The 19,186-nt window shown below is 61.1% G+C and carries 15 protein-coding genes and 1 tRNA gene; 6 read left to right on the top strand and 10 right to left on the bottom strand.

The window, feature by feature from the left end:
• Positions 1 to 228: 228 nt before the first annotated feature.
• From SYN60AY4M2_RS10170 to SYN60AY4M2_RS10160, 3 genes are all read right to left on the bottom strand, one after another.
• Positions 229 to 1,791: a hypothetical protein gene (locus SYN60AY4M2_RS10170; RefSeq protein ID WP_228375309.1), complete on the bottom strand. Its 1,563-nt coding sequence runs from the start codon at positions 1,789 to 1,791 to the stop codon at positions 229 to 231.
• A gap of 188 nt (positions 1,792 to 1,979) precedes the next feature.
• Positions 1,980 to 2,052 (bottom strand) — tRNA-Thr (locus SYN60AY4M2_RS10165).
• Positions 2,053 to 2,214: 162 nt separating this feature from the next.
• On the bottom strand, positions 2,215 to 2,910 hold the full coding sequence (locus SYN60AY4M2_RS10160; protein ID WP_011431197.1) for a TPM domain-containing protein: 696 nt from the start codon (positions 2,908 to 2,910) through the stop codon (positions 2,215 to 2,217).
• Positions 2,911 to 3,279: 369 nt separating this feature from the next.
• On the opposite strand from SYN60AY4M2_RS10160, the gene SYN60AY4M2_RS10155 reads away from it, so the two are divergent.
• On the top strand, positions 3,280 to 5,136 hold the full coding sequence (locus SYN60AY4M2_RS10155; RefSeq protein WP_011431199.1) for a S8 family serine peptidase: 1,857 nt from the start codon (positions 3,280 to 3,282) through the stop codon (positions 5,134 to 5,136).
• Complete coding sequence (locus SYN60AY4M2_RS10150; RefSeq protein ID WP_011431200.1) at positions 5,136 to 5,357, top strand: hypothetical protein; 222 nt, start codon at positions 5,136 to 5,138, stop codon at positions 5,355 to 5,357. Before SYN60AY4M2_RS10155 ends, SYN60AY4M2_RS10150 begins: the two co-directional genes overlap by 1 nt.
• Before the next feature lie 101 nt (positions 5,358 to 5,458).
• Here SYN60AY4M2_RS10150 and SYN60AY4M2_RS10145 read toward each other — a convergent pair whose 3' ends face one another.
• Complete coding sequence (locus tag SYN60AY4M2_RS10145; protein ID WP_011431201.1) at positions 5,459 to 5,818, bottom strand: pentapeptide repeat-containing protein; 360 nt, start codon at positions 5,816 to 5,818, stop codon at positions 5,459 to 5,461.
• A 477-nt stretch (positions 5,819 to 6,295) separates the two neighbouring features.
• On the opposite strand from SYN60AY4M2_RS10145, the gene SYN60AY4M2_RS10140 reads away from it, so the two are divergent.
• On the top strand, positions 6,296 to 7,408 hold the full coding sequence (locus SYN60AY4M2_RS10140; protein ID WP_099812844.1) for an ATP-dependent 6-phosphofructokinase: 1,113 nt from the start codon (positions 6,296 to 6,298) through the stop codon (positions 7,406 to 7,408).
• Positions 7,409 to 7,569: 161 nt separating this feature from the next.
• Here the strand turns inward: SYN60AY4M2_RS10140 and SYN60AY4M2_RS10135 are convergent, their stop codons facing one another.
• Entirely contained in the window at positions 7,570 to 8,586 is a 1,017-nt protein-coding gene (locus SYN60AY4M2_RS10135) for an adenylate/guanylate cyclase domain-containing protein (RefSeq protein ID WP_011431202.1), read from the bottom strand.
• 133 nt (positions 8,587 to 8,719) lie between these two features.
• On the opposite strand from SYN60AY4M2_RS10135, the gene SYN60AY4M2_RS10130 reads away from it, so the two are divergent.
• Positions 8,720 to 9,205, top strand: coding sequence for a CGLD27 family protein (locus tag SYN60AY4M2_RS10130; RefSeq protein WP_099812843.1), 486 nt, complete (start codon positions 8,720 to 8,722; stop codon positions 9,203 to 9,205).
• A gap of 47 nt (positions 9,206 to 9,252) precedes the next feature.
• Positions 9,253 to 10,185 (top strand): bifunctional riboflavin kinase/FAD synthetase, encoded by a 933-nt coding sequence (locus SYN60AY4M2_RS10125; RefSeq protein WP_099813328.1) that lies wholly within the window; start codon positions 9,253 to 9,255, stop codon positions 10,183 to 10,185.
• 47 nt (positions 10,186 to 10,232) lie between these two features.
• Here the strand turns inward: SYN60AY4M2_RS10125 and cobS are convergent, their stop codons facing one another.
• The 3 genes from cobS to rpoD are packed head-to-tail and all read right to left on the bottom strand — an operon-like array spanning position 10,233 to position 12,664.
• The gene (gene cobS / locus SYN60AY4M2_RS10120; protein ID WP_099812842.1) at positions 10,233 to 11,012 is read right to left on the bottom strand and encodes an adenosylcobinamide-GDP ribazoletransferase; all 780 of its coding nucleotides are present in this window, start codon (positions 11,010 to 11,012) and stop codon (positions 10,233 to 10,235) included.
• A gap of 32 nt (positions 11,013 to 11,044) precedes the next feature.
• Entirely contained in the window at positions 11,045 to 11,425 is a 381-nt protein-coding gene (locus tag SYN60AY4M2_RS10115; protein WP_228375312.1) for a DUF4342 domain-containing protein, read from the bottom strand.
• 24 nt (positions 11,426 to 11,449) lie between these two features.
• A complete protein-coding gene (rpoD, locus tag SYN60AY4M2_RS10110) occupies positions 11,450 to 12,664 on the bottom strand; it encodes an RNA polymerase sigma factor RpoD (protein WP_011431207.1) in 1,215 nt (404 codons plus the stop codon).
• Positions 12,665 to 13,315: 651 nt separating this feature from the next.
• Between rpoD and metH the strand changes: the two genes are divergently transcribed.
• On the top strand, positions 13,316 to 16,975 hold the full coding sequence (gene metH / locus SYN60AY4M2_RS10105) for a methionine synthase (RefSeq protein ID WP_099812841.1): 3,660 nt from the start codon (positions 13,316 to 13,318) through the stop codon (positions 16,973 to 16,975).
• Positions 16,976 to 16,979: 4 nt separating this feature from the next.
• Here metH and SYN60AY4M2_RS10100 read toward each other — a convergent pair whose 3' ends face one another.
• Both SYN60AY4M2_RS10100 and SYN60AY4M2_RS10095 read right to left on the bottom strand, forming a co-directional pair.
• Positions 16,980 to 17,783 carry an ABC transporter permease gene (locus tag SYN60AY4M2_RS10100; protein ID WP_206336834.1) on the bottom strand — a complete coding sequence of 268 codons (804 nt, stop codon included), beginning with the start codon at positions 17,781 to 17,783 and terminating at the stop codon, positions 16,980 to 16,982.
• A 268-nt stretch (positions 17,784 to 18,051) separates the two neighbouring features.
• Positions 18,052 to 18,963 (bottom strand): alpha/beta hydrolase, encoded by a 912-nt coding sequence (locus SYN60AY4M2_RS10095; protein ID WP_228375314.1) that lies wholly within the window; start codon positions 18,961 to 18,963, stop codon positions 18,052 to 18,054.
• Positions 18,964 to 19,186 lie beyond the last annotated feature (223 nt).

The following is a 19,186-nucleotide window of genomic DNA, read 5'->3' as shown; positions in this document are numbered from 1 at the left end:
CCCCAGGACGGCCGCCCCTGCCGCACTTGCTTGCAGCTCACAGGCTACGGCGTCGGGCCTCGGGGCGATAGTTCTCCGCAAGGAGACCCCCTCTTTCTCTTTCCCTGGCAAAAAAGTGCCTCTGGAAAGGCTTGGCAAAGGATATCTCCAGCCTCAGGCTTTGAAACGCCGTCTGCGAGGCCTGGGCGGTCTTGGGATCCCTTAGCTGGGGGCTGCCCCAGGAAGCCTTTAGGGAAAGTGCAACTGTCGGCTAATGCGCACCATAGGCCCCAGGCCCAATCGGGTCGGGTTGAGCGCCTGCATCTCAAACAGGGCCAGAATGTGGCGTACCTGCAGCTCTGGCCGGTTGGAATTTACCCCCATCGCCACCACCAGGCCACAATAGCCGCCCGTCTCGCGGCAACGCCGCTCCCAGCGCCTGCGAGCTTTGGCGTGCACGGGATCGTCCTCGGGAAACTCTGCAAACAGGTGCAGGTCGCGGTTGCCCGTTTGGACAATTTCCAAGTCGTAGCGGCTGCCGGCAAAGGGATCCACCCCTGTGTTAAAACAAACACCCTGGGGCCCCCCTTCGCCGCGCAGGTTTTCGATCAATTGCTTGGCCTTGGGGCGGGAGGTGCGCACGATCACCACCGGCAGCCCTTCACCCCTTGGCACCAGCTTACTCTGGGGGAGAGGATGCCATTGCCCTGTGCGGCGCAGCGCCTCTACGGTGGCCCAGGGCAGCACGCCCAGGCTAAGCTGCGCACCCTCAGGCACCAGATCATCTCGCAGCAGGGTTTGGGTGTGCTCTTCTTCGTCTCCTTCTAGCTCCAGAAGTTCTACAGCCAAGTCGGGCAAGGTGCGCACTTGCACCGAGAGGGTTTCCCCTGGGGCCTGGGGGTTGGGAATGCGATACCGCCCCTGACAGGGTTGGAAATCCTCTTCCAGCTTGCGGCGGTACTGCTTCAAAAAACGATGCAAGGCCTCCAAAGCCACCGCCACAGCCGCCGCCTCATCTTCCTGCAAAACAACGCGCAGGCCCTCGAGAGGGTGGATGGTGCCGAAGTTCGGCTCGATTTCTTCGGGATCCAGATCGGCCAAGTCCAGGTCTGATAGCTCGTTGAGTTCGGGATTGCGAGCTTGAAAGGTGAGATAGAGACAATCTTGCCTGAGGAAGGCTTCCTCCATCTCCTCGGAAGTCTCTGGTTGGCCCGCGTCCTGGCGAAACCGTTTGAGGGAGTGCAGCGAGCGATAAAAAAGAACCCCGTACTCCATCCCCAGCCGCCCCATGACCGAGACGTAGAGGGTTTCAATATCCCAGCGATTTAGCTCGATCGCCAAGATTTGGTGATCCTCTAGATAGTCCCAGGGGGCATCTTGCCAGAGGGTGAGGGCTTTGCCGGCCAGCAGCTTCGCGTAGTTCTCCGGCAGCGGCGGCGGGATCCCCTCACTGGCCTCTGCAAAGCTCTGCAGGATCTCGTCGATTAGCGGCAATTCCGGCTGGCATTCCACTTTGATGTCCAGCTCGTGCAAAATGCCGCGCAGGAAAAACTGCACCTCCCGATCCCGCACGACGACCTTTTGCGGACGAGCCGGCAAGGCAGCATTGGGCCGCTCCATAGCCATGATCAAGGTTCGCACCATCGGCTCCAAGCCGGAGCCAGCAGGCACCACCTCCATGGCCCGCACCACGCCCTGAACGCCATCCACCCATAAAATGCACTCCCCCTCAGCCAAGCCGGCGGAGATCTGGGATCCCAGGGCTAGCGAACCTGGTAGGCGGTGGCAATCCCCTTCCCATACCGAGGACACCTGGGGCAGCTTTTGCAATCGACGAACTGTAGCGGCTGGCAGACCCGACATAGACATCTAGAGCAAACAAAGGAACAAATTGGCAGATACCCTGCGCGGGGATCTGAGGGGGTGAGGATGAAGGATCCCCCTGAAGTCAATCTAACCAAACTGCCAGAGTCAAAGCTGAGTGACTGAGCCGCCTGCCAAGCTGATGGTCAGACTCGAACTGACGACCGCTCGATTACAAGTCGAGTGCTCTACCAACTGAGCTACATCAGCAATTTAGCTCTACCGATTCTAGCATTCTCTCTTGGGAAGTTGTCCCCCAGCCGCTGGCTTGCTTCGGGGGGCAAGAGGCGGGGGATGCTTTCTTGACCCAGAGGCCCACCCCCCTCCCAGAGGGAGAGGGGAAGGGAGCTTAGCCTCAACTTGGCAGGACGGCTACTGCTGCTCCGCTGCCGGTTGGGCAATGGGGGCCAAGTAGATCACCAAGGCTCCTGCGAGAAAGCCCAGGATGTTGCGCACCAGCGGGAGCCAATCCTGGGTGCGGGTGATCACCGGGCCGATGCCGAAGGCCCCAAACAAAATGAACCACAAGGGAGAGATAAGCAAAGCCCAACGCCAGTTAAACAGCTCCTCCGCGTGGCGGGGTTTGCCGGCAAACCCGAAGACGATCCCGCCCAAGATAGAGGTGAGCAGCGTCAGGATCCACTGCTCCTGCGGCAGTCCGGGCACCACACGGCAGCCCCCTTGGTGAAAACAGCGATCCAAAACGTCAACGGTTTCCAAAATGGCGCGCTGAGTGCCGTGCTCTCGCACGTAGAACTGGTTGCCGAAGCGAGATTGCAGCTCAATCCAAAAGGTACGCGGCAGGATCTCCCGCACCGCGTCTCCCACGTTAAAGGCCAGCAAGTTGCCTCCCCTGGGATCGGCCACCATCAAAACGCTGCGCTCGTTCAGGCCCCAGTACTCTTTCACTTGGCGGCCTGGGGTTTGGTCAAACTGGGTCAGCACCCGCAGCTTCCAGCCCGTTTCTTCCTCCAACCGGTTCAGATGCTCGGCCAGTTGTGCTTCCTGATTGCTGGTCAACTGATCCGCCAAATCCAAAACCGGCACCGGCGGCTGCGGCAACTCCATCTCCACCACTGGCAAAGCAGGCTGGGCCCAGAGCGGGGATCCCCCACCTAGCCAAATCCACAGCCCCAGGCAAAAGCTTGCCCCGACGCGCAGTATCCGTTGCCATCCGATGCTCATGCTGGTTCCTCTCTTGGCTGTGATGACGAGATACTGAGAACTGGTGTTAAGAAGTATTTCAAGTTCTTACAGATCCATCATGCATCGGGACAAATCGTTTGGCCAGAGGGATCCCTTTTTCTGGGTTTTCTGAGTGGCCCCCGAAAAAGTTGGCAACAGGAACAGGCTCGTGACGCAGCGTGCTGATTTTCTGGTCAATTGCCCATCCAGAGGGCATACTGGTGGCAACAATTTTGGATCCCGAGGGCGTGCATGATGAACTTCAGACGCTGGTTGGGTCTCTGCTGCGCTGGCCTGATGGCACTGCTGCTGACGGCCTGCGGCAAGGGATCCACCCCCTACGACAGCATCGTGGTCAACTTTGTCAACACGGCCACTCCCACTGAGATCGCTGCTCTTGCCAAAGCCTACAATTTGCCGCTGCGACCCAGCAGCAACAGCGCTTTTGCCCGCCAGGAGGCTATCTACCTGTTCGATGTGGATGCGGAACATCCAGGAGCCACACGGCGGCTCATCAAACGGCTCTCGCGGGAAGCCCTGGTCGAGTATGCCCACCCCAATTACCAATTTCAGGCGGCTTTTGTGCCCGACGATCCCCTCTATCCCCAGCAATGGAACCTGCGAGCCATCCGCATGCCGGAAGCCTGGGACATTTCCCAGGGAGAAGGGGTGACGGTAGCCGTGGTGGACACCGGGGTGACGCGGGTGCCGGATCTGGCCCAAACGCAATTTGTGCAGGGCTACGACTTCGTGGACGACGATGAGGATCCCACCGACCTCAACGGCCATGGCACTCATGTGGCCGGCACCATCGCCCAATCCACCAACAACACCCTAGGCGTGGCCGGGGTTGCCTTCAAGGCCAAGATCATGCCGGTGCGGGTGCTGGATGCCAATGGTTTTGGATCCCTGTCAGACGTGGTGGAAGGGATCCGCTATGCTGCCGACCACGGCGCCACGATCATCAACCTCAGCCTGGGTAGCCGCGCTTCGGCCCGACTGATGGAGGAGGCCGTAGCCTATGCCCACAGCAAAGGGGTGACGATCATCGCCGCCGCCGGCAACGAAAACTCAAGCCAGGTGAGCTACCCGGCCCGCTACCCGCATGTCATCGCCGTCTCGGCCACCGGGCCCGATGGCAGCAAAGCCCCCTACTCCAACTATGGGGTTGGGGTAGATATCGCCGCTCCCGGCGGGGCCAAGACTCCCGAGCATCCTGAGCACGGCATTCTGCAGCAGACCATCAACCGACGCAACCCCAACGAGCCGGTCTTTGCCTACTTCCAAGGCACCAGCATGGCCACTCCCCACGTGGCCGGCGTAGCAGCGCTGATCCAGGCTCAGGGCATCAAAGATCCGGACAAGGTGGAAGAGGTGCTGAAGATGTCGGCCACCCCGGTGCCCGGCGACAAGCAGAACTTCTACGGCGCCGGTCGTCTGGATGCTGCCAAGGCGCTGGCCAGGGCCACCGGTCAGCAAGAGGAGAACCCCCTGCTGCTGTGGCTGAAGGACTTCCTGCAATACCTGAACAACAACGGCTACCTCAACCCTCGCTTCTGGTTTGACGGCGGCCCGATTGCCCTGGTGCCCAAGCTGCTGATGGTGGTGGGCGGCTACATCATCCTGGTGCTGATCCGCTGGTGGCTGGCTCCCAAGCCCATGCTGGCAACGGCGCCCCTCCTGGGAGGGATCCTGCTGGGCAGCGCCGGCCTCTTCCCGCTGCAGGGCCTGGCCATTGTGGGTGCCCCTCGCTGGCCCTTCCAATTGGCGGGGAGCTCCCTGCCGGAGCTGGGCACGGCCTTAGCCCAGACCAATGCCTTGAACCCCTTGTTTGCCAGCGTGTTGATCCCAGGGCTGTTGATGGTGCTGCTCCTGGGACATCGGCGCTGGCGTTGGGCGGTTGTCGGCCTCTCCATCGGCATGGCCTCCCATCTGCTTCTAGCTGGATCCCTGTTCTATGAGGGGGTACTATGGCTTGGATCCTCTGCTTGGCTGGGGCGCTCCTTCTTGCTTCTCAATGGTTTGCTCTGCCTGGGCCTGGCCTATTTGGGGGCGCAAGCCATCCTGGATTCCCAGCCCAGCAGCACCGGTTTAGCGCTGAGGAAGTGATGCAAGAATACAGCGGTACCATCGAGTTCCTGGATATCGAAGGGGGGGTGTGGGTGCTGACGCTCCCTTCCGGCCAGCACTACGCCCTCTTCCGCGCCCCCAAAGAGCTCTTACAAGAGGGGTTGGAAGTCACCATCCAGGGACAGCTCAAAGAAGATATGGTGACGGTGGCTCAGGTGGGGCCGGTCTTGGAGGTGAAGAGCTTCCGGACGCAGCCCTAGCTAACCCGATAAACAGCCTGGGATCCCCGCCTGGGGATCCCGATTTTTTTAGAGAGCTTGCTGCGGCTGCAAGGCAGCACCCGCCTTGATTGAAAGCTTGACTAAAACTCGAACCGTTGCATCCCTGCCGTTACCGGATCGAAACCGGCGGGGAAGCAGGTGTTGTGGTTGTACTGGGCTCCGCTTAAATTGGCTCCCTCCAAACAGGCTCCCTCCAGGTCGGCATAGCGCAGATCGGCACAGCGCAAGTCGGCATTGGCCAGATTGCTGCCGCGCAGGTTGGCATAGCGCAGGTTGGCCCCATGCAAGTCAGACCCGCGCAGGTCGGCCCGGCGCAGATCGACCCCCCGCAAGAAGGCGTACTCCAGACAAGATTGGGGAAAGTGACGCTCTCCTTGCCGGTAACGGCTGAGCAGCTCTGAGGCCCCCCGCAGCCCACATTGGGCAATGGTTTGAGTCATAATGCTTCTCCCAACTCAGACCCGATCCTTATATCTCCATCATCTCTACCCTTATTGGCCTGAATGGGTTTTGATCAAAGTTGCTTAACAAATAATTTTGGTTTTTTGGCAAGTTGTTCCCCCCAAGTCTTGCCTACAAGATCTATCCTCAGAGATAGCGGAAACTGCTCCAAACTTAGCTTTGCCAAGCAATATTTCTTAATTCTTTGTTGTGAAGGATGCTGAACAATTGGTCTTGTCTGCGGAGCCGCTCGCCCACTGCAAACTCTGCTAGGCATCTTGGTCCCAAGGGCTGGACATAATCAATCCAGCCGTCGCCTTCCCTTCTCTGCGGTTGGTCAAGCGCCCCATGGCTACAGCTTGCTAGGGCCCAGGGCCCGCTGTAAGCCACTTGCAGGAGTAGAGTCTAGTCGGCTCGAAACTGCGGAGCGAAGAAGTTCTTAATTTTTTTGTTCAAACTGTTCATCCTAGAGCACCATGCCGAAACGGAAGCGAATTGGGATCCTCACCAGCGGTGGCGATTGTGGCGGCCTCAACGCCGTCATCCGGGCGGTGGTGCGGCGGGCCCGCGACTATGACATGGAGGTTTACGGCATCAAAAACGCGACCGCAGGTCTGATGGCGCGACCGGTGGAAGCGGAGCTGCTGGACGTGAAGCGGGTTTCGGGCATTTTGCGCTATGGCGGCACCATTCTGGGTACGGTGAACAGGGGCAACCCCTTCGCCTATCCCATGCCCGATGGCAGCTTGGTGGATCGCTCGGCAGAGGTGATCACGGGTTACCACCGGCTGGGGTTGGATGCGCTCATTGGGGTGGGGGGAGATGGCAGCCTGGCCATTCTCCGGCAGCTAGCTTTGCAGGGGGATTGGAACTTTGTCGGGATCCCTAAGACCATCGACAACGATGTCGGCGCCACCGAGTATTCCGTGGGATTCAATACGGCTCTGAGCGTGGCGGTGCAGGCTCTGGATCAGCTCACCTACACGGCCATCAGCCACAGCCGCGTCATGGTCATGGAGGTGATGGGGCGGGATGCCGGTCACATTGCCCTCAGCGCTGGCATCGCCGGGGGGGCGCATGTGATCCTGATCCCGGAGATCCCCTACAAGCTGGAAAACGTCTGCAAAAGAATCCTCGACCGCAAAGAGCGGGGCAACAATTTCAGCATTGTGGTGGTGGCGGAGGCTGTTCGCACCGAGTCGGGAGAGCCGGTGACCTACACCAACAGCCTGGGGCAGTCTCTCTACGGCGGTATTGGCTATTACATCGGCAACGAGATCGCGCTGCGCACCGGCATCGAGACGCGGGTGATGGTTTTGGGCCATCTGCAGCGGGGAGGCACCCCTTCTCCTTTGGATCGTCTGCTGGGGGCAGCTTTTGGGGTGGCGGCTGTGGACTTGATCGCCCAGGGCAAGTACGACCGCATGGTGGCCTGGCAAAATCGGCGCGTGGTGGATGTGCCCCTGGCAGAGGCCATCGCCCAGTACCGGCGGGTGGAGGTGGATGGGGCTTTGATCGCCACGGCTATCGGGCTGAATACCTATGTGGGCGAGGTGGATCCGCAGCTTTTGCGCAGGTTTTCCCCCTGATCAAGCTCTGCCACCACCGATTCACCCCAGTCAGGAGTCGGGCTCTTGTGCGGTCGAAAGGGCCTTGCCCTCCCATCGGCCGACAGAGCGGCAGAAGGTTCTGGAAGAACAGCGGGATCCCATGGCCCGGCGAGCCGTCCCCAGCTATCGGGATGCGGGGTCTAGGTGCCGAGAACGGCCTGCAGAGCCCCCACATCGCAGTAGTACACCTGGTGCGGGTGGGTATATCCCTTGAGCTGAACCGCCTGCTGCGCAAAGCAGGTAGCTGCCTGTCCCAGTTGTTGCGCCAAGCAGGTATAGGTGTCGTGGCTGATGGCCAAGTCGGCGTTGAGGGTGCGGGTAACACTCTCGATGCGAAAGGCCAAATTGACCGTATCGCCCAGGGCGGTGTATTCCTGGCGGGTGTTGTTGCCCACCTGGCGCACAATGGCCGAGCCGGTGTTGACGCCCGCCCCCAGGCGCAGGGGAGAAGGCAGCGGAAACTCGCCGTTCAGTTGCTCGGTCATCTGAAACAGCTTCACCATGGCCCGCAAAACCGACTTCACGTCGAGCTCGATCCCCACTTGTTCAGCTTGTAAGGGATCCTCATTGGCCTGGGGCGCATGAAACCAGACGGCCATGATCGCGTCGCCGATGTACTTATCGACAGTGCCGCCGTACTGCTGAATGATATCTCCGCCGCGCCGGAACCAATCGCCCATCACCTGGGAGAGGAGGCGCTCGTCCAGTTGCTGGGTCAGTTGTCCGTAGCCGCGCACATCCACCACGGCCACCGAGATCAGCCAGCGGGTTTGCAAAACCAGGGTGTCCGACAGTTTGGCCGCAGGACTGGGTTCTGGGCTGGCCAGGGATCCGCTGTGGAACTCGAGCTGGGATTGTCCGAGGGTGAGGTGATCTCCATCTTGCAGCAGGGTGGGAATGCTGACGCGGCGATTGTTGACGAACGAGCCGTTGCGGCTGCCCAGATCGATGAGATAGATGCTGTTGTTGTCCAGGTATTGCAGCAGGGCATGTTGGCGGGAAACGCTGGGATCGGTCAGGACGATGGCGTTGTCTTCATCGCGGCCCAGCGTCCAAGCGGTCGCTCCGGCGAGAATGTACTTCCTCTGGCTGCCGTCCGGCTCTCTCAGGATCACATAGGGGGCGGTGGTGGCGGCAGGTTCGCCTGGGACGCTCATGGTAGAACGAGAGGTAGATGCGACCACACTCTAATACGATACTCCTCTTCTCCTCGGTTGAACTGCGGCTGGGCTGGGCTTGGCGGGGGGCTGGGCCTGCCAGTATCATTTTGTGTAGATACATTAAGGCCATATGGTGGATCCCTCCCATCCCATTCCTGCTGAGCAACAGCCGCTGCGGCAGTATGCAGAGCTGAGGGAGTCTTTTCCTTTTTCCTGGCCCGCTTTGGAGTGGATCCCCTATCTCAAGCGAATCTTCGCTGTTTGGGGGGTGGTCGTGCTGGCGGTTTCGCCGCTGGTCTGGGGCAGCTTTGCCGGGGATTGGGGCCACTTCGTCTCTGGGTCTGTGCTGGGGGCCAATGCCTTGCTCAGCCTGGTGTTGCTCCACCTCTACTTGGGATGGGCCTATGTGCGGCGGCGCTTGGTGCAGGCGCGGATCCCCTATGAAGAAAGTGGCTGGTACGATGGGGCGATCTACGCGAAATCGGACGAGGAGCTGGCGCAGCATCGGCTGATCGTCCACTATCAAATCGACCCTGTGTTGCAGCGCCTGCGACGTAGCTTGTGGGCTGTGGCCGGCCTGAGCGGGCTGATGGCTTTGCTTTGGCCCCTCTGGTAGAGATTGTCGGGCGGTGGTTAATCAGCTGTTGTTCGGGATCCCAAGCGGTGCACGTAACTTCTGACCTGGCTCAAACCTTGCGACCCACCGCCGTTGCCATCGGGAACTTCGATGGCTTGCACCTGGGCCATCAGAAAGTGCTGCAGCCCATTCGCGACTCCCTGCAGGGGGTGCGCACGGTTCTCACCTTTCATCCTCACCCCCAAGAAGTATTGACGGGGCGCAGGCAACTGTTGCTCACTCCCCCTGCCGAAAAGCTGGCTCTGCTGGCGCAGATGGGTTTTGAGCAGGTGGTGTTGCTCCCCTTCACTCCTGCCTTTGCCCGCCAGCCGCCCCAAGAGTTTATCCAAACAGTACTGGAACAGGGCTTGCGCGTTCGCCATCTCAGCGTCGGCTGGGATTTCTGCTTTGGCCACCGTCGCTCGGGCAATGCCCAAACTCTCCAGGCTTGGGGATCCGAGCGCTGCATTCCGGTGGAGGTGATCCCGGAGGCGCAACTGAAGGGGGAGCGGGTGAGCAGCTCTCGCATTCGCGCTGCCCTGGCTACGGGGGAGGTGGCGGCGGCAACGGAGCTCTTGGGCCGTCCCTACCGGCTGATCGGAGAGGTGGTGCCAGGGGATCGGCGAGGCCGAGAGCTGGGTTTTCCCACCGCCAATCTGCGCCTGCCGCCGGAGAAGTTTTTGCCCCGCGACGGGGTGTACAGCGTTTGGGTGAATGTGCCTGCTGAGGCGGCAGCCCTGCCTGGGGTGATGAACATTGGCCATCGGCCCACGTTTGCCGGGCTGCAGCACACCGTTGAGGTGCATCTGCTGGATTGGACAGGCGATCTCTACGGGCAAGAGGTGCAGGTGGCGCTGCAAGGCTTTATCCGCCCAGAGCGGCGGTTTCCCAGTGTGGCAGACTTAATCCAGCAGATCCGGCAGGATTGCCAAACGGCCCGCCAACAATTGGGCTTGGCCAAGCAAGTTGGCCTAGTCTAGAGGCCCTCCCCCTCGGCCCCTCTCCCAATCCCAAAAGGAGAGGGGGGCTAGGACGGGCCAAGCAGGGATCCCCACAACAAGGCTATCGCTTCCGACCATTCCACCGTAGCTCCGTAGGTGTCCCCTGTGTGCCCTCCCAACTGGCGGTAGAGCCAATAGCCCACGGCCAGGGCTCCCAGGGCGGATCCCAGCGTCCAAAGCAGCAAAGGCCGCCAAGCCAGGAGCCCGGCCCAGCCCACCCCCCCGCTGATGGCCAGCAACAGCAGCGTGCCCGGCCACAGGGATCCCGGCAGGGAAGTGGAGTCTTTGAGGAAGCGGGCGGATCCCTGGTTGCGCAGATAGGGGTATAGGACAATGGCGAGCAACTGGCCCCAGCGCCCCCAGGCCGGCACCAAGAGCAAGAGAGGCCAGACCTGCAGGCTGCTCAGGGCAGCAAATTTCAGCAGCAACACCAGCACCAAGGCGAGCACCCCATAGGCCCCGGTGTGGCTGTCCCTCATCACCTGCAGGCGGCGGGATAGCCCGTTGACGGCTGGCCGTTCCGCGTCGGCAAAGCTTTTGGGGACGTTGACCGCCAACCCATCGGCAGTGTCAGCCACCCCATCCAGGTGCAGCCCGCCGGTTAACAGCACCCACAGAGCCACGAGCAAAGCTGCTCGCACCGGCGGCGGGAAAATCTGCAGCAAAAGCGCCGCCAGGGTGAGGATCCCGCCCAACAGCAGGCCCACCGCCGGCAGCCAGGCGGCAATGCCCTCAAACTGTAGCCCGCCCGCCCGCCCCAAAGGCAAGGCAGTGTAGAAGGTCAGGGCTGCCCAGAAGCGCCGCAATTGTTCAGGACGCTCAAAACAACGTTGATCAGCTAAGAATCATCCCGAAGGGTTCGCTCCACCACAATGGTCAGCTTGGCCACCAGAGCCCCGATCGCTCCCACAGCCGCCAACACCGGGAACAGAGCCGCCCCCAACACCCCTGCCGCCACGCCTACGCCCAGAGGGATCTCGATCAGCGTCTGCCCTTCGGCATTTTTGATCAGAATGCGGCGAACATTGGCCTCCTCGATCAGCTCGCGAATTTTGGCCAACAGCTCGTCCCCGCTGATCTTAAACTCCTCCACGTGGTACTCCACCTGGGCCGGAGGTACATCCTTGGCCTCTATGTCGGCCTTCTCAGGAAAGTTGGGATCCGGCGTCTCATTGGGGTTCATGCTGAAGAGGCTCCACACGTCGGTTGGCAGCGGCAACTGAGTCCATCCTAAGACCGGATCCTAGCGGATGTACTCTTTCAACACACTGTTGCGATTGGGGTGGCGCAGCTTGCGCAGCGCCTTGGCCTCGATCTGCCGGATCCGCTCGCGGGTCACATTGAAGATCTGGCCGATCTCCTCCAGGGTTTTCATGCGGCCATCGTCTAGGCCGTAGCGCAGCTTCAACACATCCCGCTCGCGGGGGGTAAGAGTTTCCAGCACGCTTTCCAGATCCTCTCGGAGCAAAACCTTGGCCACCCGCTCCTCGGGGGTTTCCCCTTCCGACTCGATGAAGTCGCCCAGCCGCGAATCCTCTTCTTTACCGATGGGAGTCTCCAGAGAGATGGGAAGCTGAGCCGACTTGGCGATGAAGCGCAACTTCTCGATGGTAATCTCCATGCGGGTGGCGATCTCCTCTTCGGTCGGCCTGCGGCCCAGCTCCTGAGAAAGCTGCTTGGTGACCTTCTTGATGCGGGAGATGGTCTCGTAAAGGTGAACCGGCAGGCGAATGGTGCGCGATTGGTCGGCAATGGCGCGGGTGATGGCCTGGCGAATCCACCAAGTGGCATAGGTGGAAAACTTGTAGCCCTTCTCGTGGTCAAACTTTTCCGCTGCCCGGATCAGACCTAGGGATCCCTCTTGGATGAGATCCTGAAACGACAGGCCCCGGTTCATGTATTTCTTGGCAATGGAGACCACCAGCCGCAGATTGGACTGCACCATCTTTTCTTTGGCCCGTCGCCCCCGATGCAAGCGCCGCCGGAATTCGGGCAGGGACATCTTCACTTCTTCTGCCCACAGCGTCTCCGGTACCTCCTCTGGGTCGGACCAGAGGCCCATACGCTGGAAAACGGCCTCGCGAGCCCGCTCTAGCTCCAGCAGGTCGGCAATTTTGCGGGCTAGCTCAATTTCTTCATCTGCCCGCAACAGGCGGATACGCCCGATTTCCTGCAAATAGACGCGGATGGAGTCATCGGTGTAGGGTTTTTTCTTGCTGGCCGCTTTGCGCTTGGAACGGCCCTTGGCAGCGGCGGCAGCAGCATCGGCATCCTCCTCGAGGGACTCTTCGTCGTCCTCATCATCCTCATCAAAAGCATCAGTGTCACTGGCATCCAGTTCCGTCTCGAGGGGATCCACCTCATTGTCCGCATCCAGAGGGATGGAGGATGAACTTTCCAGATCCGGTTCGAGAAGAGCCGTATGACCAGACTGCACCAATTCCTTTGCTTGAGCCATGCTGAGTTCCTCGTAACTTTAATCACAGACAACTGGAGGAGACTAAGGGGTTCTAGGCCCTGAAATGAGGGAAGCAGGTTCCAACTTTGCTGCGGCCCCTGACGCCAGATGGAGGGAGTCAAGTTCCGCAGACCCAAACCCCACTTGCGCCGGGCAAGCTCGCCCGCTTCTAGGCAACCGATCGCTCAGGCCAATCTCGAAGCAGATATCGCTCATAGGGTTTAACCGAACTGGCGCAAAACCCGTTTTGATGGGTAAAACCTCCTGAGATCTCGAAAGGCAAGTCTTTGGCTTTGCCTATCCCCTGGCACAATCCAGGCCACTTACTGAGAGGGCAGGATATTCAGCACCTCAATCACCCCAACCTATAAGGAGAAGAGCGCATTGCAGCCGCCAGCAAGCGACCTTGAGGAAGATCCCTGCAGGCAACTGTAGCCGTTCACACCAAAATGTCTTCCCTAAATTAGCCCGCCCTTGGGGAAACAGCAACGGGGCAGACGAAGAAAATCTTAACTTCACCCCACCCCGTCCCGGCTCTGAGATCCTGGTCTAGGGGATCCCTGGGTTGGCCTAGTCCGGGGAAGTGGCTCAATGCTACCTTAAATCAGACTACCTTAAAAGGAAAGGATCCCTGCCAGCGCCGCACCGCCTATGACCCATCCCTTCCTGCAGCATCTCCAGGAACGTGTGATCGTCTTCGACGGGGCAATGGGATCCTCTCTGCAAGCCCAGAACCTGACGGCAGCGGATTTTGGCGGGCCGGAGCTAGAAGGCTGCAACGAGATCCTGGTGCTGAGCAAGCCGGAGGCGGTGGAGCGGGTACACCGGGGCTTTCTGGAGGTGGGGGCCGATGTCATCGAGACCGATACTTTTGGCGCCACCTCGATCGTCTTGGCCGAGTACGGGATCGCGGAAAAAGCCTACGAGCTGAACGTGGCGGCAGCGCGCCTGGCCAAGCGGCTGGCGGCGGAGTTTTCGACGCCGGAAAAGCCTCGCTTTGTGGCCGGCTCCATCGGCCCCACCACCAAGCTGCCCACCCTAGGGCACATCGGTTTTGACGAGATGCGGGCCAGCTACGCCGAGCAGGTGCGGGGCCTGATCGACGGGGGGGTGGATCTCCTCATCATCGAGACCTGTCAAGATATCCTGCAGACCAAGGCGGCGCTGGTGGCCGTGCAGCAGGAGTTTGCCCGGCGCGGGATCCGCCTGCCGCTGGTGGTGTCTCTGACCTTTGAGGTGCAGGGGACGATGCTGGTGGGCACGGAGATCGGGGCGGCGCTGGCCATCCTGGAGCCCTACCCCATCGATGTGCTGGGCCTCAACTGCGCCACCGGGCCGGACAAGATGGCTGAGCACATCCGCTACCTCTCCCGCCATTCTCCCTTTCCCATCTCCTGCATCCCCAACGCCGGCCTGCCGGAAAACATCGGCGGCAAGGCCCACTACAAGCTCACGCCGGAGCAGTTGCGCTTCCACCTGGAGCACTTTGTGCGGGATCTGGGGGTGGCGGTGGTGGGGGGCTGCTGCGGCACCCGCCCGGATCACATCGCCGCTTTGGTGGAGGCTGTGCGGGGGCTGCGGCCCAAACGCCGCTCCGTCGAGCGCATCCAGGCTGCCGCTTCCATCTATGCCCCTCAGCCCTACCTGCAGGAGAACTCTTTTTTGATCATCGGCGAGCGGCTCAACGCCAGCGGCTCCAAGAAGATGCGGGAGCTGCTGAATGCCGAAGATTGGGACGGCCTGGTGGCCCTGGCGCGGGAGCAGGTGCGGGAGGGATCCCACATCTTGGATGTCAACGTGGACTATGTGGGCCGGGACGGGGTGCGGGATATGCGGGAGCTGGTCTCGCGGCTGGTGACCCAGATACCCATTCCCCTGATGCTGGATTCCACCGACTGGCAGAAGATGGAGGCCGGCCTCAAGGTGGCCGGGGGCAAGTGCCTGCTCAACTCCACCAACTACGAGGATGGGGAAGAGCGCTTCTTCAAGGTGCTGGAGCTGGCCAAGACCTACGGCGCGGGGGTGGTCATCGGCACCATCGACGAGGAGGGCATGGCCCGCACCGCCGAGAAGAAGTTCCAGATTGCCGAGCGGGCCTATCGCCAGGCCGTTGAGTACGGGATCCCGCCCTACGAGATTTTCTTTGACCCGCTGGCTTTGCCCATCTCCACCGGCATCGAGGAAGACCGGGCCAACGGGGCGGCTACCCTGGAGGCCATCCGCCGCATCCGCCAGGCTTTTCCTGAGGCCCACATTCTCTTGGGCATCTCCAACATCTCCTTTGGGCTCTCGCCGGCAGCCCGCGTGGTCTTGAACTCGGTGTTTTTGCACGAGTGCCGCCAGGCCGGCCTGGATGCCGCCATCGTCAGCGCCGCCAAGATCCTGCCCCTGAGCAAGATCCCGGAAGAACAGCAGCAGGTGTGCCGGGATCTGATCTGGGATCGGCGCCAGTTCAACGCTGAGGGCATCTGCACCTACGATCCCCTGGCGCGGCTGACGGAGCTGTTTGCGGGGGTTTCCGGGCAGGAGCTGCGGGCGACCGGATCCCTGGCCAAACTGCCCTTGGAGGAGCGGCTGCGGCGGCACATCATCGACGGCGAGCGCATCGGCCTGGAGGAGACCCTGGCAGAGGCGCTGCAGAAATACCCCCCCCTGGAGATCATCAACACCTTTTTGCTAGACGGCATGAAGGAGGTGGGGGAGCTTTTTGGCGCCGGCAAAATGCAACTGCCGTTTGTGCTGCAGTCGGCAGAAACCATGAAGGCGGCGGTGAAATACCTGGAGCCCTTCATGGAAAAAGTAGGCGGGGAGGTGTGCAAAGGCACCTTCTTGATCGCCACCGTCAAGGGGGATGTCCACGACATCGGCAAAAACCTGGTGGACATCATCCTCACCAACAACGGCTACAAGGTCATCAATTTGGGCATCAAGCAGCCGGTGGAAAACATCATCGAGGCCTACGAAAAGTACAAGCCCGACTGCATTGCCATGAGCGGCCTGTTGGTGAAATCCACCGCCTTTATGAAAGAGAATCTGGAGGTGTTTAACGAGCGGGGCATTACCGTGCCGGTGATCTTGGGAGGGGCGGCCCTCACCCGCCGCTTTGTGGAAGAAGACTGCCGCCAGACCTACAAGGGCCAAGTCATCTACGGCCGCGACGCCTTTGCCGACCTGCACTTTATGGATCGGCTGATGCAGGCCAAGGCGGCCGGGCGCTGGGATGACCGGCTGGGTTTTCTGGATAACTTCGAGCTGGGATCCCGCTCTGACAACCGCCAGAGGAGAGCTGCGGCAGCCGTGGAGGAAAGGGATCCCACCTTGCCGGCTCCAGAGGTGACCGTGGGCGCCGCTCCTGCCCCTGCTGTCTCGGCTGGCGACGGCGGGGCAGACACCCGTCGTTCCGAGGCGGTTACCCTCGATACCGAGCGGCCCATCCCCCCCTTCTGGGGATCCCAAGTTCTCGAGCCGGATCAGATCCCCTGGCCGGAGGTCTTCTTCTACATCGACAAGCAGGCCCTGGTGGCCGGCCAGTGGCAGATCCGCAAGCCGCGCGACCAGTCGGCGGAGGAGTTTGCCCAGTTTCTCGCCACCCAGGTGGAGCCGGTGATCGAGCGCTGGAAGGAGCGGATTGTTACCGAGGACTTGCTGCGCCCGCAGGTGGTTTATGGCTACTTCCCGGCGCAGGCGGAAGGGAATACGGTGATCCTCTTCGACCCGGCCAGCTTCCCCGAGCTGTTTGCTCTAGAGCCCGGCTCCACCACCTATTTGCAATTGCCCACCGTCGATCGCCCTCGGCTTTCTCCCCAGGTGCGGGAGCTGGCCCGCTTCACCTTCCCCCGCCAGAAGAGCGGCCAGCGCCTCTGCATTGCCGACTTCTTCGCCGACCGCTCCACCGGCCTGGTGGACGTCTTCCCCATGCAGGCAGTTACAGTGGGGCCAGAGGCCACGGCCTACGCCCAGCACCTCTTTGCCGAGGGCCAGTACACCGACTATCTCTATTTCCACGGCCTGGCCGTCACCCTGGCAGAGGCCTTGGCGGAGTGGTGCCATGCCCGCATCCGGCGGGAGCTGGGCTTTGGCGGCGAGGACAGCCCCGACATCCGCCAGATCCTGCACCAGGGCTACCGCGGCTCCCGCTACAGCTTCGGCTATCCCGCCTGCCCCAACATCGCCGATCAGCGAGTTTTGTTGGAGCTGCTCCAGACGGAGCGCATCGGCCTGAGGATGGACGAAAGCGACCAGTTGGATCCTGAGCAGTCCACCACCGCCATCGTCGCCTACCACCCGGCGGCCCGCTATTTCAATACTTGATCCCTCACCCCCGGCCCCTCTCCCTAGAGGAGCGGCTGAGCAGGGGAAAGCCCATCACGGCAACCAAGGTTATCGCGACGATCACGGTGGAGAGGGCGTTGATCTCCGGCGTCACCCCTCGCCGCGCCGTGCTGTAGATCAAAATGGGCAGGGTCTGGCTTTCGGGCCCGCTGGTGAAAAAGGAGATCACAAAATCGTCGATGGAGAGGGTAAAGGCCAGCAGCGCCGCGGCCAGGATCCCTGGCATGGCCAGCGGCAGTGTGACGTAGCGCAGCTTCTGCCAGGTGTTGGCGTAGAGGTCGTAGGCGGCTTCCTCCAAAGCCGGATCCAAAAGCTGCAGGCGGCTGCGCACCACGATGGCCACAAAGGCAATCTGAAAGGTGATGTGGGCAATCACCATCGTCCCCAGGCCCAGCTCAAACCAGCCGGTGTAGGCGCGCACCAACTGGTAAAACAACAGCAGGGTAATGGCCATCACAATGTCGGGGACGACCACCGGCAACAGCAGCAGTCCCTGCACAGCCTTCTGGCCGGGGAAGCGGTAGCGGTACAGCCCATAGCCCAAAAGGGATCCCAGCAGCGTGCTCACCAGGGTGCTGACTCCAGCCAAGACAAGGGTATTTTGCGTGGCCTGCCAGATCGCAGCATTGCGAAAGAGAGCCCAGTACCAATCGAAGGTAAAGCCTGTCCACACCAACCCAAAGCGGGCGCGGTTAAAGGAATAGACAGCAATGAGCAAAATCGGCAGGTAGAGAAAGCCATAGATGGCATAGCTCACTCCCCGCAGCCAGATGGGTATCTTCGCCACTCCCCTTCCTGCCCTCCCAGGGATCTGCCGGAAAAAGCGGCCGCGCTGCCAGCCTACCTCCCTCCAAGTCTATAGCTCGCTGCCTATGGCAAGATGTAGCAAAACTGTATGCTGCCTGCCGCTCCCCTCTCCCTTTGGCGGGGGGGCCGAGGCAGCCGAAATGCCGAGGGGGTTCTCTGTCTGCCGGCCTAAGAAGCTCGGCATGAGGGCGGTTTCTTAGTCTAAATCCGGGAAAGCCACCTTGCCTAAAGGGAGGAGTCGGCGTCCCTTAGTCCAGCTTTGGGCTCAAGCTCTCCAGAAACTCTCGAATCAAGGGCAGCACCTGCTCCGCATGCAGGGCGGGGATGGCGTGTCCAGCACCGGGCAGGATCTTGAGCTGGGCTCCAGGGATCCCCTCCGCATAGGCTTGGCAATGCCAGAGGGGAATGGTGTCGTCCCGCTCAGCGGCAACTACTAGGGTGGGAACCTGAATGGCATGAAGCTGACGTTCGACCGTATCGACGGCAGCTTGGGGGCGCAGGCGCTGGCGGAGAAATTGGCGGGCCACCGGCTGTTGGCGCAGGGATCCCCGCAGCCACAGCAGCCAAGCCAGTCGCTCCTCCCAACGTCCCCAACGGGCCAGGGGGATGGCGGCTCGCAGCAGCCTATCAACCCACGCGCCTTCCCGGAGCAAAAGCCGCATGTGCCGGTAGCGTTTGACAAAGCTGTCGTCGCGGATCCCGGCAGGCGCCAGTAAGACCAACCCCCGCAGGGGGTAACGAATGGCGTAGGCCGCCGCCACCCAGCCGCCAAAAGAGTGGCCCACCAACACCGGCTCAGGCAGGCGCAGCGCCTCGACAAACCCGCGCACAAACTCTACCTCCACGGCGATGTCGTAGCGCAGAGCCGGTTGGCTGGACTGACCAAACCCCAGCAAATCCAGGGCGATGCAGCGGTATCGGTCGCCCAACCCTTGCATCAGCGGCCACCAATTGGCGTGAGTGGCCATGAAGCCGTGCAAAAACAGCAGCGGCATCTCGCCTTGCCCCAGCTCCCGATAGGCGGCCCAGCAGGACTCTGCTCCCGCCAGATTTAATCCCTCCAACTGCACCCTATGCAGCGGGATCTCTTGAATGCGGGCCCTCAACTCCGCCAGACGCTGCGCCAAGGGCAGTCGTTCCAGTAGCTCTTGCTCCCTCATCAGCTCCCTAGTCGACGAATACAGCTTTTTCCACTTCTAAGGGATCCCCTCCGCTCTCTCCGAGCTGGTCGGAAAAAGCTGCCATCAGAACCTCTGGGGTACTCCCGCCACAGCGCAGCTTGGCGGGATGGGGGATAGGCGGTGAGACGAAGGGGTTCAATGCCCCTGAGTCTCACAATCTGGGCGTTGCCTGCTGCTCGACATACTTCTTCAACTCCTCAAC

Origin of the sequence: Synechococcus sp. 60AY4M2, assembly GCF_002760375.1 — a bacterium.
GTDB lineage: Bacteria > Cyanobacteriota > Cyanobacteriia > Thermostichales > Thermostichaceae > Thermostichus.
This window is presented reverse-complemented; position numbering and strand designations above follow the sequence as displayed.

What these genes read in the sequence shown, in the direction of transcription:
- metH (WP_099812841.1), top strand. Translation starts at nt 13,316, where the DNA reads ATGACCCATCCCTTCCTGCAGCATCTCCAGGAACGTGTGATCGTCTTC.
- SYN60AY4M2_RS10155 (WP_011431199.1), top strand. Translation starts at nt 3,280, where the DNA reads ATGATGAACTTCAGACGCTGGTTGGGTCTCTGCTGCGCTGGCCTGATG.
- SYN60AY4M2_RS10140 (WP_099812844.1), top strand. Translation starts at nt 6,296, where the DNA reads ATGCCGAAACGGAAGCGAATTGGGATCCTCACCAGCGGTGGCGATTGT.
- SYN60AY4M2_RS10095 (WP_228375314.1), bottom strand. Translation starts at nt 18,963, where the DNA reads ATGAGGGAGCAAGAGCTACTGGAACGACTGCCCTTGGCGCAGCGTCTG.
- SYN60AY4M2_RS10150 (WP_011431200.1), top strand. Translation starts at nt 5,136, where the DNA reads ATGCAAGAATACAGCGGTACCATCGAGTTCCTGGATATCGAAGGGGGG.
- SYN60AY4M2_RS10135 (WP_011431202.1), bottom strand. Translation starts at nt 8,586, where the DNA reads ATGAGCGTCCCAGGCGAACCTGCCGCCACCACCGCCCCCTATGTGATC.
- rpoD (WP_011431207.1), bottom strand. Translation starts at nt 12,664, where the DNA reads ATGGCTCAAGCAAAGGAATTGGTGCAGTCTGGTCATACGGCTCTTCTC.
- SYN60AY4M2_RS10130 (WP_099812843.1), top strand. Translation starts at nt 8,720, where the DNA reads ATGGTGGATCCCTCCCATCCCATTCCTGCTGAGCAACAGCCGCTGCGG.
- SYN60AY4M2_RS10145 (WP_011431201.1), bottom strand. Translation starts at nt 5,818, where the DNA reads ATGACTCAAACCATTGCCCAATGTGGGCTGCGGGGGGCCTCAGAGCTG.
- SYN60AY4M2_RS10160 (WP_011431197.1), bottom strand. Translation starts at nt 2,910, where the DNA reads ATGGAGTTGCCGCAGCCGCCGGTGCCGGTTTTGGATTTGGCGGATCAG.